This window comes from Pseudodesulfovibrio sp. 7M6, from assembly GCF_050058625.1.
Lineage (GTDB): Bacteria > Desulfobacterota > Desulfovibrionia > Desulfovibrionales > Desulfovibrionaceae > Pseudodesulfovibrio > Pseudodesulfovibrio salinus.
In genome coordinates, this window is sequence record NZ_CP188816.1 from 3,511,720 (window position 1) to 3,530,564 (window position 18,845).

Annotated in this window: 20 protein-coding genes; 5 read left to right on the top strand and 15 right to left on the bottom strand. The window is 61.2% G+C overall.

What is annotated here, in order from left to right; all coding sequences use genetic code 11:
• Window positions 1–178: 178 nt before the first annotated feature.
• The 7 genes from ACI0FG_RS16460 to ACI0FG_RS16490 form a co-directional block, all read right to left on the bottom strand.
• Window positions 179–1,570, bottom strand: coding sequence for a peptidase U32 family protein (locus ACI0FG_RS16460; RefSeq protein ID WP_419786097.1), 1,392 nt, complete (start codon window positions 1,568–1,570; stop codon window positions 179–181).
• A gap of 93 nt (window positions 1,571–1,663) precedes the next feature.
• Window positions 1,664–2,098 (bottom strand): thioredoxin family protein, encoded by a 435-nt coding sequence (locus ACI0FG_RS16465; RefSeq protein ID WP_419786098.1) that lies wholly within the window; start codon window positions 2,096–2,098, stop codon window positions 1,664–1,666.
• A gap of 76 nt (window positions 2,099–2,174) precedes the next feature.
• Window positions 2,175–3,296, bottom strand: coding sequence for a BON domain-containing protein (locus ACI0FG_RS16470; protein WP_419786099.1), 1,122 nt, complete (start codon window positions 3,294–3,296; stop codon window positions 2,175–2,177).
• A 132-nt stretch (window positions 3,297–3,428) separates the two neighbouring features.
• Window positions 3,429–3,848, bottom strand: coding sequence for a PaaI family thioesterase (locus tag ACI0FG_RS16475; RefSeq protein ID WP_419786100.1), 420 nt, complete (start codon window positions 3,846–3,848; stop codon window positions 3,429–3,431).
• Window positions 3,838–4,656 carry a sugar phosphate isomerase/epimerase family protein gene (locus tag ACI0FG_RS16480; RefSeq protein ID WP_419786101.1) on the bottom strand — a complete coding sequence of 273 codons (819 nt, stop codon included), beginning with the start codon at window positions 4,654–4,656 and terminating at the stop codon, window positions 3,838–3,840. Before ACI0FG_RS16480 ends, ACI0FG_RS16475 begins: the two co-directional genes overlap by 11 nt.
• 292 nt (window positions 4,657–4,948) lie before the next feature.
• Window positions 4,949–5,332 carry a hypothetical protein gene (locus ACI0FG_RS16485; RefSeq protein ID WP_419786102.1) on the bottom strand — a complete coding sequence of 128 codons (384 nt, stop codon included), beginning with the start codon at window positions 5,330–5,332 and terminating at the stop codon, window positions 4,949–4,951.
• A gap of 240 nt (window positions 5,333–5,572) precedes the next feature.
• Window positions 5,573–6,247 (bottom strand): CBS and ACT domain-containing protein, encoded by a 675-nt coding sequence (locus ACI0FG_RS16490; protein WP_419786103.1) that lies wholly within the window; start codon window positions 6,245–6,247, stop codon window positions 5,573–5,575.
• A 568-nt stretch (window positions 6,248–6,815) separates the two neighbouring features.
• Here ACI0FG_RS16490 and ACI0FG_RS16495 point away from each other — a divergent pair.
• Genes ACI0FG_RS16495 through ACI0FG_RS16510 form a run of 4 tightly spaced genes read left to right on the top strand, consistent with a single transcriptional unit; the run spans window position 6,816 to window position 9,966 of the window.
• Window positions 6,816–7,658 carry a metal ABC transporter solute-binding protein, Zn/Mn family gene (locus ACI0FG_RS16495; protein ID WP_419786104.1) on the top strand — a complete coding sequence of 281 codons (843 nt, stop codon included), beginning with the start codon at window positions 6,816–6,818 and terminating at the stop codon, window positions 7,656–7,658.
• Between the two features lie 4 nt (window positions 7,659–7,662).
• Window positions 7,663–8,445, top strand: coding sequence for a metal ABC transporter ATP-binding protein (locus ACI0FG_RS16500; RefSeq protein WP_419786105.1), 783 nt, complete (start codon window positions 7,663–7,665; stop codon window positions 8,443–8,445).
• 13 nt (window positions 8,446–8,458) lie between these two features.
• On the top strand, window positions 8,459–9,349 hold the full coding sequence (locus ACI0FG_RS16505; protein WP_419786106.1) for a metal ABC transporter permease: 891 nt from the start codon (window positions 8,459–8,461) through the stop codon (window positions 9,347–9,349).
• The gene (locus ACI0FG_RS16510; RefSeq protein WP_419786107.1) at window positions 9,346–9,966 is read left to right on the top strand and encodes a class I SAM-dependent methyltransferase; all 621 of its coding nucleotides are present in this window, start codon (window positions 9,346–9,348) and stop codon (window positions 9,964–9,966) included. Before ACI0FG_RS16505 ends, ACI0FG_RS16510 begins: the two co-directional genes overlap by 4 nt.
• Before the next feature lie 20 nt (window positions 9,967–9,986).
• Here ACI0FG_RS16510 and mobB read toward each other — a convergent pair whose 3' ends face one another.
• Window positions 9,987–10,517: a molybdopterin-guanine dinucleotide biosynthesis protein B gene (gene mobB, locus ACI0FG_RS16515; RefSeq protein ID WP_419786108.1), complete on the bottom strand. Its 531-nt coding sequence runs from the start codon at window positions 10,515–10,517 to the stop codon at window positions 9,987–9,989.
• Window positions 10,518–10,661: 144 nt separating this feature from the next.
• Between mobB and ACI0FG_RS16520 the strand changes: the two genes are divergently transcribed.
• Window positions 10,662–11,879 carry a molybdopterin molybdotransferase MoeA gene (locus ACI0FG_RS16520; protein ID WP_419786109.1) on the top strand — a complete coding sequence of 406 codons (1,218 nt, stop codon included), beginning with the start codon at window positions 10,662–10,664 and terminating at the stop codon, window positions 11,877–11,879.
• 91 nt (window positions 11,880–11,970) lie between these two features.
• On the opposite strand, the gene ACI0FG_RS16525 is transcribed toward ACI0FG_RS16520, so the two are convergent.
• Genes ACI0FG_RS16525 through murJ form a run of 7 tightly spaced genes read right to left on the bottom strand, consistent with a single transcriptional unit; the run spans window position 11,971 to window position 18,508 of the window.
• Window positions 11,971–12,612, bottom strand: coding sequence for a hypothetical protein (locus tag ACI0FG_RS16525; protein WP_419786110.1), 642 nt, complete (start codon window positions 12,610–12,612; stop codon window positions 11,971–11,973).
• Entirely contained in the window at window positions 12,609–12,935 is a 327-nt protein-coding gene (locus tag ACI0FG_RS16530) for a hypothetical protein (protein ID WP_419786111.1), read from the bottom strand. The genes ACI0FG_RS16525 and ACI0FG_RS16530 overlap by 4 nt, the downstream gene beginning before the upstream one ends.
• A complete protein-coding gene (locus ACI0FG_RS16535) occupies window positions 12,925–13,887 on the bottom strand; it encodes a metallophosphoesterase (RefSeq protein ID WP_419786112.1) in 963 nt (320 codons plus the stop codon). Before ACI0FG_RS16535 ends, ACI0FG_RS16530 begins: the two co-directional genes overlap by 11 nt.
• A complete protein-coding gene (locus tag ACI0FG_RS16540) occupies window positions 13,877–15,223 on the bottom strand; it encodes an AAA family ATPase (RefSeq protein WP_419786113.1) in 1,347 nt (448 codons plus the stop codon). Before ACI0FG_RS16540 ends, ACI0FG_RS16535 begins: the two co-directional genes overlap by 11 nt.
• A gap of 56 nt (window positions 15,224–15,279) precedes the next feature.
• On the bottom strand, window positions 15,280–16,194 hold the full coding sequence (locus ACI0FG_RS16545; RefSeq protein ID WP_419786114.1) for a C-GCAxxG-C-C family (seleno)protein: 915 nt from the start codon (window positions 16,192–16,194) through the stop codon (window positions 15,280–15,282).
• Window positions 16,191–16,964, bottom strand: coding sequence for a tRNA1(Val) (adenine(37)-N6)-methyltransferase (locus tag ACI0FG_RS16550; protein ID WP_419786115.1), 774 nt, complete (start codon window positions 16,962–16,964; stop codon window positions 16,191–16,193). The genes ACI0FG_RS16545 and ACI0FG_RS16550 overlap by 4 nt, the downstream gene beginning before the upstream one ends.
• Window positions 16,961–18,508 carry a murein biosynthesis integral membrane protein MurJ gene (gene murJ, locus ACI0FG_RS16555; RefSeq protein WP_419786116.1) on the bottom strand — a complete coding sequence of 516 codons (1,548 nt, stop codon included), beginning with the start codon at window positions 18,506–18,508 and terminating at the stop codon, window positions 16,961–16,963. Before murJ ends, ACI0FG_RS16550 begins: the two co-directional genes overlap by 4 nt.
• Window positions 18,509–18,845: the final 337 nt, after the last annotated feature.

Sequence of the window (18,845 nt, forward strand, 5' to 3'; positions counted from 1 at the left end):
ACCAAGAGCGCTTTTTGGTTACTTTTGGGCGCTCTGGTCCAAAAGTAACTCGCACCTTTAGGGTGCGAAACACTCTAAAATGAATCCCGCCGGAGGCGGCTCAACTTCTGCCTTTTGTATTTTTCTTCTGCTTTTGCCTTTCGCGTCCGCCCACTGAAATAAACCGCTCCCAAAGCGTTTATTCCAACTCGTCCATATTCCATGGTTTGCGGATGAACATGCCGGGTTTGATCTCGGGATGGTCGCAGATAAGCACGGCCAATTGGCCGGGGTGAGATATCTCCAGCCCCATGCCGAGGTCGTTCTCCACGCCATAGTCCTCGGGAGAAATGCGCGGGCGGACAAGGCCGGGAATGAGCAGTTCCATGTCCAGAGAGGTAATCCAACGCGACTTGGTCTGGATATTCCAGCGGCCGTCGCCTGCCGGGCCAAGGATTCGGGCCAGGACCGGACGTTTCTCGGATTCGTCGGGCGGCATGGCGATGGCGCCGCGCCGATCGGGATCGAAAAAGCCGGTGGTCAGGGGACGTGAGGCGGCGTTGACCAGTTCGGAAAGGTAGGGTTCCGGCCGGAACTCTCCCTTTTGGATGCTGCGCAGCGCTGACTTGTAGGCATCCACCACCTGGGCCAGATAGGCGGAGCTCTTGGTCCGGCCCTCCAGCTTGACCGCAGCCACCCGCATCCGGGCAAACCACTCCAGATAATGGATCAGGCAGAGATCCTGGGCCGCGAAAAGCTTGGACCAACCGCCGGTTCGCAGGGCCTCGGCCAGACCGGGTTCGGCCACTTCCCCTTCCGGGACATCGGAGGCCAGATCAAAGGAAAATTCATCGTCGCTGTCGAACGAAAAGTCGTCGCCGGAATCCTCCGGGGCGTAGTCGCGCAATTCCCAAAGCGGCTCGCCGGGCCGGGTGCGCTCCTCGAAGGTCATGGAAACGGGTTTGTACTCGTAGCGGCAAGGATGGGAACACTCGCCAAGATTGCCGGGCCGGTCGTTGAGCATGGCCGACAGATAGCAGCGGCCGGACACGGCCATGCACTGCGCACCGTGGACAAAGACCTCCAGCTCCATGCCGGGCAATTCCTTGCGTGCCACGGCCAACATCTCGAAAAGCTCCTGGCTGCGCAGCTCCCGGGCGACATTGACCCGCTTGGCCCCATATTCGCTCCAGAACCGCATACTCTCGGAATTGGAGGTATTGGCCTGGGTGCTCACATGGATGGGAATGTCCGGCAGCTCGCGCCGCAGCAGACGGATGACGCCGGGGTCGGCGGCGATGACGCCGTCGGGCCGCAGCTCGCCAAGCATGTCGATATGCTCGTGCACATGGCGCAGCATGGACTCGCGCGGGTAGACATTGAGGGTGAAATAGACCCGGACTCCCGCCGCGTGGGCGATTCGGATGCCCTGCTCCAGCTCGGGCCAGGAAAAACCGGCGGCACCCGCGCGCAGGTTCAGGCTGTCGCCGCCAAGGTACACGGCATCCGCACCATACAGGATGGCGGTCTCGAGTTTTTCCATATCCCCGGCCGGGGCGAGCAGTTCTGGTACAAATGGTTCGTTCGACATAGTGTTTCCGATTTGCAACGCTACATGAAAGGGCCGGGTCCCGCCAAGTAGAACTTGGGAGCCCCGGCCCTGAATTTCGTTTTTTTCAAACGACTAGAGATATTGCCGCGTCCATCTGACGATATCCGCCGCACCCATGGCGCCGGACTGACGGGCGACTTCCCGGCCGTCGCGCAGCAGGATGAGCGTGGGTACGGCCTGGATGCCGAACCGTCCGGCAATGGCCTGCTCGGCGGACGTATCGATCTTTGCCAGCCGGACATCCGGGAACAGGGTCCCGGCGGCTTCGACAAAGGCGGGGCCCATCATCAGACAGGGGCCGCAGGTAGGAGAATAGAAATCCACCAGCATGGGGACGCCGCTTTTGGACACATGGCGGTCAAAGGTCTGGCCGACAAGCTCCACCGGATGGGTTTCAAAGACTTTTTCCTTGCACTTGCCGCAGGTGGCCTGGGCCTCGCGCCCGGCCTGGACACGATTGACCGCTCCGCAACTGGGGCAGACTATATGGCGAGAATCCGTGGTCATGGTTTACCTCCGTGGATTTCCATAAAGGATAACCACGAAAGTTCCGGGCGCAAGCCTCCCAAGGCGGGAGCCGCCCCTAGTTCATGGCTACGGCACTGAGAGGAACGATGCTTGCGGGAGCGTAATCGGCCAACAGGCCGTTCACCAATTGTTTGAGGCGCAGATTGGGCGTTCGATGATACGTCTTGACCAGCCGGGCCTCGATGGAAGTGTTTTTATCCTTGAGCACGCGGGTGGACAGGGTAATGAGCCGTCGCTTGACCAGCGGGTCATGCTCTTTTTGAGCCAACTCAACGATACGCTGTTTCATCCTGATGCGCGCACGCTGCCAGGGTGTCGTTTTTTCGGGAATCCGATCCGCCGCCAGCTCCGCCAGGGTTGGGGAGGGATCGGCAACAGGAACGGACGATGCGGCAGGCGTGATCGGTATTTCTCTCGAAACGGGAGGAGTTACGACCTCGATTGTCGGGGCCTGCGCCTCGGCCAGCATTTGCTTTTCGGTAAGCAGCACAAAGGATTCATTATCCTGCCTGCCGCCCGCCTCAAAGACGTTCTGCACCGCGAGCAGGGATGTCACCTTGACCGGATGGGAACCATGCGGCCGCAACCGTCGGACCAGGGCGACCACGGCCCTTGCCTCGGCCTCGTCCTCCACCACGCCGGTGATGACGGCCTCGCCCTGTACCACTTCGACATCCACGTTGGCGGACCTGATGGTCAGTTCCTTGACCAGCCCGGCCTCGATAACCGTCTCCGCGTGCTTGTCCTCAATGGCCGGGGCCACCATGTCGGCAAGATTGGCGGGCATGGGCCTCAGTACGCCCTTGACCGATTTGACGCCGTCTATCTCCTGCATGGCGGAGACGACCTTGTCGCGATCGGCCGGGGTTTTGAACTCTCCCACAACGTACATGTCGCCGTTGAGACACTGGGCCTCCACGTCCGCGCCGCGCTCGCCGAGCAGCGAGGCCTGGGCGCGGATGGTCGCCACCTTGTCCGTGACCATATCATTCATATTGCGCTCGTCGGCAGCGATAAGCACGGTCTTGTGCACCGTGCTGGCCGTGCTGATGGCCACGGACGCCATCTGCGGCACGGCAAAAGAAGCGCTCGTGGTAACCAGCGCGGGCACCACGGCGCATCCGCCGGAAAAACAGGCGGCAAAAAGAAGTGCCATGATAACGGTAAGTTTTTTCATAAATCGGCTCGTCCGTAGCGGTGGTAAGGCTCCGCTGCGGGAATACGGGTCTATATTCGATATATAATGAGCGCAAGAACTTTATTTGCCCTATAGGCGCAAAACAAGGTTTACGGCAAGCGAAAACGAAAATCAGCCCCGTTGTCCGAGCAGCATGAAGGTGGCCTTGGCCCGGGCCGACTCCCGCCCGTCGGCGGCCAGGGTCGCCTCGGCAAACACAACGCGGCCGCCCCGCTTGACCACCCAGGCCTCGCAGGTCAGGACCGCGCCCCGTCCGGCCGGACGCAGATAGCTCACGCTCATGTCCACGGTCGAGGTCATTTCGCCCGGCTTGTTCCCGGCCAATACGGCGTGGGCCATGGCCTCGTCCATCAGGGTGGCCATGATCCCGCCAGGAGCCATGCCTGCCCCCTGGAGCAGTTCATCCTTCACCACCAGACGCAGTTCGGCACGTTCCGGCTCCATCTCCACCACTTCCACACCCAGAAACGCGAACAGGCGGTTCACCTCCTGTCCCGGTTCCCGCACCTTTTGCAGGTAGTCACTCGACATCGTCACGCCCTCCGGCAAGTTGTCGCTCCATGGCTTCCCGAATGGACGCCAGCAGCCGCACCGTGCCTTCATCCTCGTCGGGGAAGGCGGACGGTTCCAGCTCCAGCGTGATATACCGCGCATATCCCCGGCTGCCAAGGAGCCGGAGGAAAGCGTCGAGCGGCAGGTTTCCCTTACCGGGCCGCAAGTGCTCGGTATAGCCGAGGGCATCGGAGAAATGGACGTTGAACAACAGGTCCGTGGGCACCTTTTCCATGGCCTCCAGAACATTTCGCCCGGAAACACCCATGTGGCAGACATCAAAGGTAAGACCGACGTTCTTGTCCCGGCAACGGGCCATCAGCCGCTCCAGCGGATCGCGCGAAAAAGGCGAATGCTCGATCCATGGCATGTTTTCCAGAGAGAAACGGATGCGCCCCATGGCGTCCAGCAGCAGAGGAAGGTCACACGCCTTTTCGAACCAGCGGTTCTGGATCATGCCCGCCAGCCCGGTCCCGGGCGGATGCATGACGATGTGGTCCGCACTATCGAGGGAATTGGCCAGCGCGGTGGTCGCCTTCCAGGACGCCAACAACCCGCCCCAGGCGGCCCAATCCCGAAACGGCGCATGGATGGACCGAATGGGCAGAACCCCGCAGATTCGCTCCAGCCCGTTCCCCGGGGCCAATTGGGGCGAGTTCATAATAAGCTCCATCCCAACGAATCCGGCTTCCCGCCCGATGCGGGCGATACGCTCCAGCGGGAGATGAAACAGGCTGCCTGCCGAAAGCAGGAGCGTGGGTGCGGTCTTTTGTGTCCGTTCATCCATTCTCTCCCGCTACCCGGCCCGGCGGCAAGACGCACCCGATATTCGGGGAGGGGACGAAAACAGTGGGTGAACGGCGGCAGGGAGACAGAAAACAAGCGTGAGGCAGCAAAAATTGACAGGAGACGTCAGCCGGAAACAGGCTTGGCGGAATATGCCGCAAAAAGGCAAACAAAACGGTCCGGGACACTCTCGGGCCGGAACGAAACCGGACCGAAAAGGAAGGGAATAAATACTATCGGTAATTTATAATATTCTGATTTTAGTTGATATACACATCGTCGCTTACCGATAATCACTTTGCAGGGGACTTCTCCACAAGGTCGAGCATCACCAGCGCCCAGGAGAGATCGCGCTTGTTGTCCTCGGTGATGGAATCCAGTATCCGCACCTTGAGCGGAGCGATGGCTTCCTTGAGACGGGCCAGCCCCATGTCCTTCACCCGGTAGGCCGCCTCGAGGACCTGCATGCAGTGATGATCGTAGGACGCATCGTATCCCCCTTCATGATGGGCCACCAGCCCGCGCGCCTGTATCAGGGCATAGACCACGGCCTCCACCTCGCGGTAGTCACGGCCCCAGACATCGGCCCCGGCGATCTCCGGCCGGGGTGGCGAAATCCTGGCCCGCTCCGCCTCCATGTTCTTCCTGAACGCATCCAGGGCGACAACGTTTCCCATATGCTCTCCTTCATGCGGACGTCACCCGCGTACATTCTTTTCGGCGCAGTCTTAATATAACTTAAGAGGCGAAAATGGGTGGGGCATATACCGGAGAAACGCGAAGAGGGGCACCCAAAGGGCACCCCTCGCATATCAAGTAGAAATCACGTCGGAAAGTCAATAAACGTTACATCTCAAATGAATACCGATTCGAAAAGTTATCGATATCAGCATTCAAAACCGACACCGTCCGTCGGACTAGACCACACGATGTACCGGGTCCACGGCCCAGTAAAGGACATTGAACTGCTCTTCCATGTCGGCCTTGAGCCGCTTGAGATCCGGCTTTTCCATGTCGCGGATGCGGATGTACACGTTCTTCATGCCCTCTGTCTCGGGCACATTGTGGGTCATGATATTCATGATACGAGCGTTGTGGTCCTTGAGAAAGGCCAGGACCGGCGACAGGGTGCCGGGGCCGGTGCCTATCTGCAGGCAGACCTGATTGCCACCCTCGTATACGCCGGAAATCTCGACCAGGACCTTGAACACGTCGGAGTCGGTCATGATACCGACCACCCGGCCATCGGCATCCACCACCGGGACGCTGCCGAACTTGCCTTCCAGCATGAGGGTGGCGGCCTTTTCCACGGTCTCGTCCTCGCGCATGGTCACGACCTTCTTGGTCATGATGTCCTTCACCTTGACCTCGGACAGCAGATAATACAGCTCGTGCATATCCAGAGTCGTGGCCTTGGACGGCGACGCCTCCTTGATATCCCGGTCGGAGACAATGCCCACCAGCTTGCCGTCCTCGTCAACGACGGGCAGGCAACTGATGTTCTTGTCCTTCATTATCTTCGAGGCCTTCATCATGGAGCGATCCGGCGTAATGGAGATCACTTCCGGGGTCATCCAGTTGGCTACCAGCATTCTATCCTCCTATTGTCTCCTGCTTGAACAAGCGATTATTACCTTATGACCTGATACATTCCATACCGGGTACGGGCCTGCTTGGCTAGTGCTTCCACGGCAAAAACCGATAAATATCAAAGGGGATCATCCCAAATCCGATATTCTGCCCGTTACCGGCCCATCTCCTCCCGTTCCTGCCCATCCGTTTTCCCGAATTCCGGACCAGACCGGGCGGAAGCGATGACCACTTCATACAAACAATCCCTGCGGCTGACTTCCCCAAGCCTTGCGGCCTTCAAGGGGGAGAGGCTGTTGCCGCGTTGCATGAATCTCAATTTGGTGCTAATTATGAAGTATTATTTTACAAATCGTAAAATCAGGTCGTTCAGATATGATTTTGCGGTGGACGGTAAGGCATCGGTGGTGAAGTGCCGTCGGCAAAAAACGGCCCTTCCGTACCGAAAAAAGGTAGTGGTCCCATATCCGAGTCGCAGACGGCACCGTCCGCCAGCCATCACCTATTGACTCAGTCTGTTTTTCCATGGCTTACAGCTTTATGGCTGCAAGCTCCCAGAGGAATGCAACCATGTTATCTCGTTTGATCTTTTCTCTGCTCCTCGCCCTTTGCTGCCTGGGAGGGACACTCCCGGCCCAGGTCCAGGCCGCTTCAGGTCCCGCGCGCATTCTGGCCGGCTCCACACTCATTGCCGATGTATTGGGAGAACTGGCCCCACAGGGGACGGATATCCGGGTACTTATCCCGGGCGGCGCCTGTCCCGGCCATTTCGACCTCAAACCGAGTGACCTTGAGCTGATACAGGGTGCGCAGGCCGTCATCCTGCATGCGTGGCAAAAGAACATGCCCACCATGAAGAATCTGCTGCATGCAGCCGAAAACGACAAACTTGCCGTGGACGCGCTACCCGAGCCGGTAAATCCCATGCTGCCCTCGGGGCAGGCCGCACTGACGAGTTCAGTATGCGACGTGCTCGTGCGCGTCTTTCCCGCACAGGCCAAGGCCATCAGGACCGCAACCGAGCATCGGCTGGCGCGGATCAAGGCCGTCGGCACGGCACTCCAGGTCATGCTTGAGCCGCTCAGAACCGCGCACATAAAAGTGCTCTGCTCCGTTATGCAGGCCCAGTTGGTAGACTGGGCCGGATGCGAGGTGGTTGCCCGTTATGGCCGTCCGCAAGACCTCACCCCGGTTAAACTGGCGAAACTCATTGCCGTCGGCCGGGAAAACGGTGTGACCCTGGTCGTGGACAACATCCAGAGCGGTGCGGATATGGGAAGCAACATGGCCGAGGAGCTGAACGCAAAACAAATCGCGCTTTCGAACTTTCCCGGTGCGATCAAGGATACCCCCACCTGGGAGCAAACCCTGCGCGCCAACATCCGGCAACTCATGAACGCGGCAGGGATATAGGTCCATGGGGGCAGGCGATGATATAATCCGGCTCTCCGGCGTTTCCGCCGCCTATGGCCGTCATGTGGCCATGCGCGGCGTGGATCTGACCATGCGCCGAGGCGACTTTCTGGGCGTCATCGGCCCCAACGGAGCCGGAAAAACAACGCTGCTGACCGTGGTCAACGGCCTGTCGCAACTTGTGGCCGGCCGCGTGGAGGTCCTGGGCCAGCCCTTGCTCAAAGGCACGGAGGTATCCCTGCGCAAACGCATCGGCTATGTGGCGCAGATGCAGGAGGTAGATCCACTCCTGCCCATCACCGTGCGGGAATCCGTGCTCACCGGCTGCTACGGACGCCTTGGCCCGTTCCGGCGCATTCCCGCATCCATCCGGCAGCGTGCCGAGGAACTCCTGCGCCTGGTCGGATTATCGGACCTGGCGACAAGGCCTCTGGGCCGACTCTCCGGCGGCGAGAAACAACGCACCGCCATTGCCCGCGCCCTGCTTCAGGAACCGGAAATCCTGCTCCTCGACGAACCGACCGCAGCCTTGGACTGGCAGGCACAGCGGGAAATCCTGGCCCTCATCCAGGACATCCACACCCGTTTCTCCCTCACCTCGCTCATCGTCACCCACGATCTGAATTCCCTGCCAGACGTCTGCACCCGCGTTGCCTTCATGAAGGCCGGCAGGCTTACCTGGAGCGGATCGCCGCAAGAGGCAGTGGACGGTCCCCGGCTCTCCCAGCTCTACAACACGCCAATAATGGTGGTCCGCCACAACGGCCGCGACCACATCGTGCGCTGAGGAGGCCTGATCCATGGATTGGTCGGTTTTCCAATACGCATTCATGCACAAGGCGCTGCTGGCCGGACTGTTCGGCGGCATCTCCTGCGCGGTGGTCGGTGTGCTGGTGGTGACCATGCGCATCTCGGCCATCGGCACCTGCGTGGCCCATGCCGCCTTTGCCGGAGCGCTGCTCGGCATTCTGCTTGGTGTGGGGCCATTGGTCCCGGCCTTTGCCGCCAGCTTTCTCGTGGCCGGACTTGTCGGACCGGTCACGGACCACGCCGGGATTGCACCGGACACGGTGGTGGGCATCCTCTTCTCGGCCATGCTGGGGCTGGCCTTTCTGTTTCTGGGCCTCATGGAAGGACCGCGTACCGAGGCGCTGAACCTGTTCTGGGGCAGCATCCTTACGGTCCGGGCCTTCGACCTGAAAGTTCTGGCCGCCGTAACCCTCATTCTGCTGGCGCTGCTAACGGTTTTTTACAAGGAAATCCAGGCGGTGCTCTGTCACCGCAGCGTGGCCCTGGCCGTGGGGCTGCCCGCCACTCTCATCTATTATGTCATGCTTTTTTCCGTAGGCGCGGCCGTAGCCGCATCCCTGCGCAGCATCGGCGGTCTGCTCATCTACGGGCTCATCATCAACCCGGCGGCCGCCGCCTACCAGCTCTCGTTCAACCTCAAGAGGATTTTCGCCCTGGCCTGCGTGTTCGGCGTATCCTCCTGCTGGGGCGGCCTGTTCCTCGCCACATGGTTCGACATGCCTGCCGGAGCCATGATCGTTCTGCTCTCCACCTTCATCTTTGTGGCGGCCACCGCCTTTTCGCCCAAGTCGCCCCGCTCGTTATCCTTTCGCAAACGTCTGGAGACAGCCTATTCCGGACGCATAGACGCCCATGACCGGGCAGGAGAAAACATCCGATGACACAGACCCAGGTCGAATTCTTCGACGCACAGACCAACGCCCCCTGGGCATCCACTCCATACGGCGCGGATGAATCCCGCAAAATTGGACGCTTTTTCGAGCTTGCTGGTCAGCTGACGGGCAAAACCGTGCTGGAACCAGGGTGCGGCACGGGCCGCATGACCGAAGTGCTGGCCAATGCCGTGGGCATCGAGGGCTCGGTGTATGCCTGCGACATAAGCCCGCGCATGGTGGAGGCCGCCCAAAAACGACTGAACGGTATGGCACAGGCAAAAATCCGCAACCTGCCGATGGAGAAACTAAAGCTGGACGAAGGCGTTGTGGACGCGGTCCTCTGCCACCAGGTTTTTCCGCACTACGAGAACAAACCGGCGGCAATGCGCTACATCGCCCGCGTCCTGAAACCGGGCGGCGATCTCTTCATCATGCATTTCAAGGAACGGGCCGTCATCAACGACGTGCACCGCAAGGCCGGGACCGTGGTGGAGCAGCACAAACTGCCCGAACTGGATGAAATGGACACCATGCTCGACGCAGTGTCGCTCACACGTGTATTCTTTTCCGACACACCGGAGATGGGCTACCTGCTCCATGCCCGAAAACAGGAAATGAGATAACCCACGGACTACAGGGAAAACTACGCCCACATGCCGTTGCGCACCCAGCCCAGATAGCGGCGCGCCAGCAAGGCCGCAACCTCGACGCTGTCGTCCAGACCGAACACCGGGCATGTAGTGTCCACGGGATCGTCCGTGACCATGGCCAGAAGATTGCGCTCTTCCTCGTTGCCCTTGTCGCACAGCGGCAGATCATGGGCCTGGGTCCGAAAAATCTCCACTTTCGGGTGCTCGGTGCGGAAGTACCCTTCGGCAATGACCAGCTGTCGGTCGCCGAAAAACGTTTCTGCCAGTTCGGACAAGGTCATCTCCCGCTTCACCTCTTTTATCACCGCCACCTGCCCCGGCGAGGACACGACCACGGTTTCGGCCCCGGCCCGGCGATGCCGCCAGGAATCCTTGCCTTCGTGATCCATTTCAAAGGAATGAGCGTCGTGCTTGACCGTGCCGACGCTGACCCCCATGGAGCGCAGTTCGCGCAGCAGCTTCTCGATGAACGTGGTCTTGCCGGATTTCTTCTTGCCGACGATGCAGACAATGTGTGGTGTCATGATTTTCCTCGCAGGTCGTGGGGTTTGTGCTCGGTTCAATCTTGCCTCAGGCTGCGCGGAATTTCCATACCCCGTGACCAATAATCACGGCGGAAGGAGCTGGGAAGCTTTACAACTTCGCCTCCGTGGTGCCACTATCAATATATGAGCACCAAACGCATAGACAGGCACAGCGCCCTCAAACGCCTCATGGCCCATGCCCAGGCCATTGAGCCGGAACTGGTCTCGCCTGTCGAGGCCGTGGGCCGTGTCGCGGCTCGCGACATCGCCGCCAAAGGCGACGTACCGGAGCACGCCTCGTCCCTGCGCGACGGCTATGCCGTGCGCACCCCGGATATCGCCACGGCGGACCGCGCTCCGGTCCGGCTGGCCGTCAGCCGGACGATACGGGCCGAATCCGCCGACGCCGGGACCATTTTGCCCGGTGAGGCCGTGCGCGTGCTGACCGGCGGCATGGTTCCGCTGGGGGCCGATGCCGTGCTGGCTGAAGAGGATGTGACGGAGTTCGACGGAGCCATCGAAGTCAGCGAACCCGAAAATCCGGGCTGGTTCGTGCGCCCGCCGGGCGGCGAAGTGCCTGCCGGAGCCCCCGTTGTTGCCGCCGGGAGTATCATCACGCCCCAGGCCGCCGCCGTACTCATGCGCGCAGGGGCCTCGGCCCTGCCCACCTGCCCCATACCGCGCGTCCGCGCCTTTGCCCTGGGCAGTGAACTGGCCGACCCCGAAGATCCGCATCCCCCGGCCTCGGCCCGCTTTCTGGCCGACAATCTCATACTGGTGGGCGGGCTGCTCCACCGGGCCGGGGTGGATGTTGTGGAAACCGGCGTTTTGCCGGACAAGCCGGAAACCGTCACCGCCGCGCTGGCAGCCGAACAGCCGGAGCTGGTCATCACCTCCGGCGGCACCGGCCGCAGCGAACGGGATTTCGCGCTCCAGTCCGCAAAGGCCGCCGGGTTCACCATACTTTTCAATGGAGTGGACATCCGTCCGGGCCGCAACGTCTTTGGCGCGGTGCGCGGCGGCACCCTGCTCCTCGGCCTGCCCGGGCCACCCTCGGCCGTGTTCGCCTGCCTCCACGCCATAGTCCTGCCCCTGCTACGCCACCTGCGCGGGCTGACCGCTCCCATGGAACCGCTGATCGCCAATGTGGATCAGGGATTCAGCGTCCGCCCCGGCCCCGAATGGGTCGTCCCCGTCACCCTGCGCCGCGAAGGGCCGGAGTTGGTGGCCACCCCGCTTATCGACAAGGGGCTTCCTCCGCTCCTGGCTGTGTCCCTGGCCCACGGCGCCGCCCTGCTGAAGGGCGGGCAAGGGCTGCTGCCGGGCGACAATGCAACCGTTGTCAGCGTCTGCCTGGACTAGACCACAGTCAACAAACCGGGATCATCGTCCGGCAAACTTCATTTTTCGGTATAAGACGGAGAAACGCACCGGACCGCCCAAGCGGTCCGCGTCACTTGACCTGTTTGAGCGAGGTGCCGTGTTCGCGGTCCGGTTGCAGTTCGAAGATGCGGTCCGCAGCCCCGGCAAAGAGGTCGATGGGATGGTGGCTGATGACAAGAAGTTGCAGTTCGAGCCGGGCGGCAATCTCGTTGATGAGCTGCATGAACCGGGGGATGAGCACGGGCCGGAGCCAGCAGTCCTGCTCGTCGAGCACCAGAAACGGGCGATGGCGGGACTCCTCCAGCCGGGACAGGGCAATGAGCCGCAACCCCACCGAGAGGATGTTGCAGACCGAACCGCCCTGACCGGTCAGAATATCCTCGATTTGTTCCTCATTTCCCTTGTTCTGAATCTGGAAATGGATTTGCAGGCGGTTGTTCTTGACCTCACGGACGCTGGAAACCACCCGGTCCTGGCCGAGAATCTCGCGGATGGCGTGGGTCAGATTGGCCTCCACCTCGTCCAGCATCTTGCCGAACATGGTGGTGGAGAGCTCCTCCAGTGCCTGCCGCGCGGAAGGAGCGAGGACCAGAAAGTCCCGCGTCTGCGCAAGCAACCCGTTCAGCCGGGCGTGTTCCGCATGGTGCGCTTCGGCTAGTGCGACAAGCCGGTCATAACGCCGCTCGACCTCATGCAGGTCCTGCCGGGTCACTGGCGGTTGCCTCCGGCGTCCTTTTCCACGGCGGCAAGGTCGGCCTGAATCTGTTGGATATGCTGCCGGTATTCGGCCACAACTTGTTCGTTTTCCAGCCTTTTCTTCTCCAACAACGTTTGCAGTTCCCCAAGGTCGTCCGTGCCGTATTCGGTCCGGGCCTGGGCCTTGAGCGCATCCAGTTGCTGGGTCAGGTTGCGCATATCCTGCTCGGCGCGCACCTTCTGGTCGCGCAGTTGCTCATATTGACGACGCAGGTCGTTAAGTTCCCGTTCCAGTTGGGAATCCCGGCCTGTCGCTGTTTGGTTGGGGTTAGTCGCCACCGTGTACTACCTCCTCGTAGAGTTCCCAGATGAGTTCGCCCTCGGGCGTCTCGCGGTTCAGATTCTCTTCCAAAAATTGTTTCAGTCCGGTCCCTTCATGGGTCCGCTGCCAGGCCAGCCGCTCCAACCCCTTGATGAAGTTGGACTCCCCTTCCAGCTCCTGCTCCTCCGGGGGCAGATCCTGATCAGGAAAAACCTCGGCAAAGGGCAGGAACGGGACCGTCCACTTCTCCAACTCTGTGCAGCCCGGCGTCCAGATGGCGGCGGCTGGCTCCCGCTCCAGGGAACGGCGGGAAAAGATCAGCCGTGTAACGTTGCCGGGGTTGGCCCAGGTGGTCTGCCCCTTGGTTATGGTCTGTTGGGGACGGTGGATGTGGCCGTTGATGACCCAGTCGATGCCGGGCAGTTCCTTGATGGAATAGGCCTTGTTCTGAAATTCGGGGAAACGGATATTGTGGTGGGTTACCCAGATAACGGTTTCGGGATCGCCCTCTTCCCGCACGTATTCCTTGGGCAGCGGCGTGCCGTCCGGGCTGGCCCCGACCAGCACCCGCCCCTGCGGGGTTTCCAGAATGAACTGCGGCCCCTTCTCCTTCATCAACCGCAACACGCCCGAGGTCTCCAGCACGGCAATGGACACGTCGTCGGTAAACCGAGACTGGTATTTGTCGTGGTTGCCCACCAGGGCGCGGACCTGCCTGTCCCCCTTCCGGGCCCCGAACAGGCGCATCAGGTCCACAAGCATCTTGTTGGAGTTGTCGCGCGGCCAGTGAAAAAGGTCTCCCAGCAGCACCGGGACCATGCCCAGTTCATCCGCGCGGTCCAGGCTGGCCGAAAGCTTGGCCATGACCTGATCGAGATAGCCGCTGAGCCGTTGGCCCGGAGGATTGTCCGCCAGATGCGGGTCCGCCACCAGCAACAACCCGTTACCATGGACGACATCAAGCGTCATGGGACCTCCCGTGGTCGAGGAAGGTCGTCCGGTCGATCCTGGCCCCGCAGGTGGGGCACTGACCGAGTTCGTCCACCACTTGCCCGATGCGCTCCTCAACATTCCGCAACTGGTTCTCCAACATCCCCATTCCGACTCCGGCCCGTTGCTCCGCATCTGCAAGGCGTTCCAGCTCCGCGACCTGTCCGGCCAGTTGACTCAGATCCGCGATCGCCGGAACTTCCGCAATGGCTTCCAACCGATTGCAGGCCGCGCCAGCCTCTTGGGTCTGCCGTTCTAGCAGACTGATTTTTGAAATAATCTCGGCAAGTTGACTGGCATTTGCCAACTCGGGAACGGATTGCAATGTTTCCAGCCGTGCGGAGCGTCCTCCAGCCTCGGCAAAGGCCTGATCCAGATGGACCAGACGGCCACACAGGGTGGCGAGGCGAAGCGTATCAAAAGGAACGGGCGGCGCTTCGGCCGGGGCCAGTACGGCCTGGGTCCGGCTGCTTTGCTCCAGCGCATCGCCGACCTGACGCATCTGGCGGATCAGCCGGTCCAGCCCTGCCACTTCGCTGATGCGGGGCGGTTCGGTCAGTTCCTCGCACACAGCCAGGGCCGCATGGCGGCGCTCCAGTTGTTGTCCGGTGCTGTCCAGCCGGTTGCGGTACGATTCCAGGGTCGGAATCTCTGCCTCGTAGCGGGTCATGGCCGCGTCCAGCTCCCGCGCTCTCTCCAACTGAAGGGCTATATCCGGCAGCGGAGCCAGCCCGTCCAGCGCCTGCCCCACGAATGCCTGTTGCGCCTCAATATCCCGCTCCCGCCGCTTGGCGTCCTGGGTGCGGGTCTTGAGCCTGTTCTGCATGGCCAGCAGGTGGGCACTCTCCGAAGAGGCGGCAAAGAAGGCGGCGGCGTGGGAGTCCGGCCGGTTGAGCAAAAAGATGGGGTCGCGCTGGTTGCCCACGTGCACGTCCACCGGGTCGCCGGTTTCCAGCTCCACCAGATCGAGCCGGAGCAAATCGCGCACCTCATCCGGCACCTTGCCCTGGAGCTTCCAGAACGGCTCTTCCGGCTCGTCCCGGCCCGGCAGGGTGATCTCGTATCCGGCACTCCGCTTCTTGCGAATCCAGGTCACCCTGGCCCCGTCGTCCATGACCACGGAGACCCGCGCCTCCTTGGCCCCATGCCGGATGCAGTGGGTGATGGGCGGGTTCACGGCCACGCAGCGCAGCGCCTCCACCACCGCCGACTTGCCCGTGTTGTTCGGGCCGGTCAGGGCGTTGACGCCCGGGCCGAGTTCCAACTCGGTCCGCTCGTGGGCCATGAAATTTTCAAGGATGATCCGGCTTATCACACTGGGCCTACTTCACCTTTCTAAAGGCGTTTTCAAGTTATCGAAAACTTATCGTCTTATGGGTAGCGAGGCCGCTTGCAGCAGCCATCATACCATGCCTCGACGCCGACTTCGGCCATCTTTTCATTATTGGCCCGCCACCGCTCGGCCAGTGGGCCGGGCATACCGTGACGGTCGCAGGGGAACTCGGCGCACTCATAACAGTAGTCCACCTCATGCTCGTCGACACAGTCCGAAACCTTGCATGACTGAAACAGACAGCCAGCTTCCCGGCAGCCGCCGCAGGAGCCGGAGGCCAGATAGTCGAGCAGTTCACGGAACCCGGCATAGTTGCCAAAGGCGGGATTGCTCGCCGCGAACCGTTCGGCGTAGGAACCGAAATTTTCGCCCAGCGCAGCGGCAAGCGAAGCGGCGGACGTCTGGGCAACCCCACCGGCGTAGGCCGCACAGTGACCACAGGACAGGCCGCAGGGGGCCAATCGCGCAGCAATCATATTTTCGGAGGACGGAATACGCCCGGCATCTCGCAACAAGCCGAGCACGGCGTGCACAGTCTCCACGCACATGCCCACGCAGGTCTTTTTCACGTTACCCTGGTTGAAGCGCTCCTTGCCCTCCAGGGTGAGGAAATCGCAACCGGTCAGCTCGAAACAGTTGTACGAGCCGAACTCGTCCCGAAACCATTGGAGCAGTTCCTGGGTCAGATCAAAGACCACTTCCCTATCCTGCCCGATCTCGTCCGGGTCGTCCGTGGTGGACGCCAGTACCCCGAGTGCCATGAGCGCGCCCGAGAGCGCGCCGCACTGCCCCTTGGTCCGGGCCATGCCCGCACAAAACCCCGATGCCGCGTGCAATACGGGTGCGGGGTCCTTGCCCACCGCCTCCATTGCTATCCGAAGCACAGTCTCGGCACACTGCATCTTACCGCCGCCGAACCACGCTTCCGCCTTGTCTCTGATAATATCCGTCATTCGCCATCTCCCTCCGTATGCCCCGGATTGCAGCGCAGAAAGGGACAAAAAGCAAGCGCATCTTCCGTCATTCGGGTGGCAGTTCCGGCTCCCCGGTGCAAAATGAGCGGCGGCTCCACGCGCATTCCCGGACGGGCCGCCTTGACCGCCTCCACCAGGACCATGCGAGCCTCCTCGTCCGGCCGGGCGTGGACCATGCGCAACCGCTTGGGCTCCAGCCCGTTCTGCGCGAGGCCGGTCATTATCTCGGCCAGTCGCTCCGGCAGGTGGACAAAGGTGAATTTACCCCTCGTCTTGAGGGCCACGGCCGCGCACCGGGCAAATCGGGCAAAGGAGCCTTGCCGCTCGAACCGGGCCGTTGCCCGTTCCTCACCCCGGCTGATGCGCCCGGCGCCAAGACGGCGATACGGCGGGTTGGCCACCACGAAATCCACCACCTTCTCCGGCCGCCAGTCCGAGACGTCGGCCTGCTCCACCTGAAATGAACGCTGAAAAAGGAGAGACTCGCCATTTTCCCGCGCAGCCTGGGCCGCAGCCGGGTCCAGTTCCACGCCGGTAATATGCAGGCCGGGCTCACGCAGCAGCAATCCGAGGCTGATCACGCCGCAACCGCACCCGAGATCCACGCCCACGTGGCGTCGACCCGGACGGGCGAAACAGGCAAGGAGCAGGGAGTCCAGCGAAAAACGATAGCCGCCCTCAGGCTGGACCAGTCCGCGAGGGAACTGCTCCCGTCGCCCCAGAACCGTTTCGGTGTCCACCGGGTTCATGCGTTCCTCCGCGCCCTGCGGCGACGGATGCGGGCCGCGACCATCTCGGTGAAGAGCCGGGCCTCGGGCTGACGCATGGCGTGGGCCAGAAAAATATAGAGCACGGCCCAGACCGGGATCAGCAGCAGACACCACGGCGACCACTGCGCGGTGACAGCGGCGGCAACCCAGACCAGCACACTGAGCACCACGGTCTTGGCCGTGGACGAAAGCCCCATGGGTGCGCCGCCCCGCCGCCGGGTGAGCGCATAAAAAAGGAGCAGGAAGTTGAGCAGCGAAGAGCCGCTGACGGCAAGGGCCAGACCGACATGGGCCAGCGGGTGCATGAGCCAGAGACCAAGGCCGACATTGGCGATCAGACAGACCACGGCGATCTTGACCGGTGTCTTGGTGTCCTCCAGGGCGTAGAACCCGGCCACCAACGGGCGGGAGAGACCGATAAAGGGCAGCCCCGCGCTATAGGCCACCAGGGCGAGCGCCGTGGACCGCACGGCATCGGCGGAAAAGGCCCCGCGCTGGAAAAGCAGCGAAATGAGCGGTTCGGCCAGGGCTATCAACCCGGCGGCAGCGGGCAGGGCGATAAAGAATGTCAGCCCCAACGACAGGGACAGGGCCTCGTCATACTCCTCCATGCGATTCTTAGCCGCCAGCTTGGCCAGACTGGGCAGGGCCGCCGTGGAAACCGCGATACCGAAAACGCCGAGCGGGAACTGCACCAGCCGGTCCGCGTAGTAGAGATAAGAAACCGAACCGACAGGCAGAAAGGAGGCGAGCAGTGTACCGAGCAGGATATTGACCTGATAGACCGCCGCGCCGAAGACCGTGGGCAGCATGAGCAACCCCATGCGGGCCACGCCCTTGTTGCGCCAGGACCACGGTCCACGCCAGGAAAAGCCGTTACGCGCCAGAAACGGCTGCTGGAGCAGCCACTGCCCAGCGCCGCCGACCAGCACGCCCCAGGCCATGACATAGGCCACGTTGAGCCCCATGTAGTAGCCGAGAAGCGCAGCTGAAATAAGCGCGATATTCAGAACCACAGGAGCCAGGGCCGGGGCCAGGAAGTGGTTGTTTGAATTGAGGATACCCATGCAAAGGGCCACGGAACAGATGAAGATGACGTAGGGAAAACAGATGCGGACCAGATCGACCGTGGCCTGAAACTGGGCGACATTGTCCAAAAATCCCGGAGCAATGGCCATGGTGATGGGCCGAGCCAAGAACTCCGCCAATAGGGTAATTCCGCCCAGAATTACCACCAGCCAGATCATGGCGGAACGGGCCATTTCCTGAGCGGCAGTCTCTCCCTCTTCTTCCATAACACGTGAATATACAGGGATAAATGCCATGGTCAGCGAGCCCTCGCCAAAGAGCCGCCGCAACAGATTCGGGATGCGGAATGCCACGAAAAAGGCATCGGCAAACAGCCCCGCCCCCAGGGCGAAGGCCACAATGACATCTCTAATGAACCCCAACACCCGCGAAAGCAGTGTTGCGCCCGCCACCACCGCAGCGTTCCTGGCTATGATTTTTCCTTGCTCGCTCATGCCGGAGTCCCGATTTTCAGCAAATTATCAACTTGCTGATTTTATTGGCTGTCAATTTTCTAGACTTTTGTTAGAATTTTTCTAACTTCCAATTAAAACAACTGGTACAAATTCACTAAGTTCATCTACTCCCCATTTTCCATCCCAATCAGCCAGAATCAAGTTATCCACAAGATAATATCTTGGAATACAACATTATTCGTGTCAACACGCTCCCGACAGTCAAATCAAGTCATTTTCCGGTCAATTCTGCCCATCCATCCGGAGCCATAACGCCCTTAAGAGGGGAAGGACTCCGTCCATCCCGCCTCCGAACAACAAGCTACTTTCGCAGATA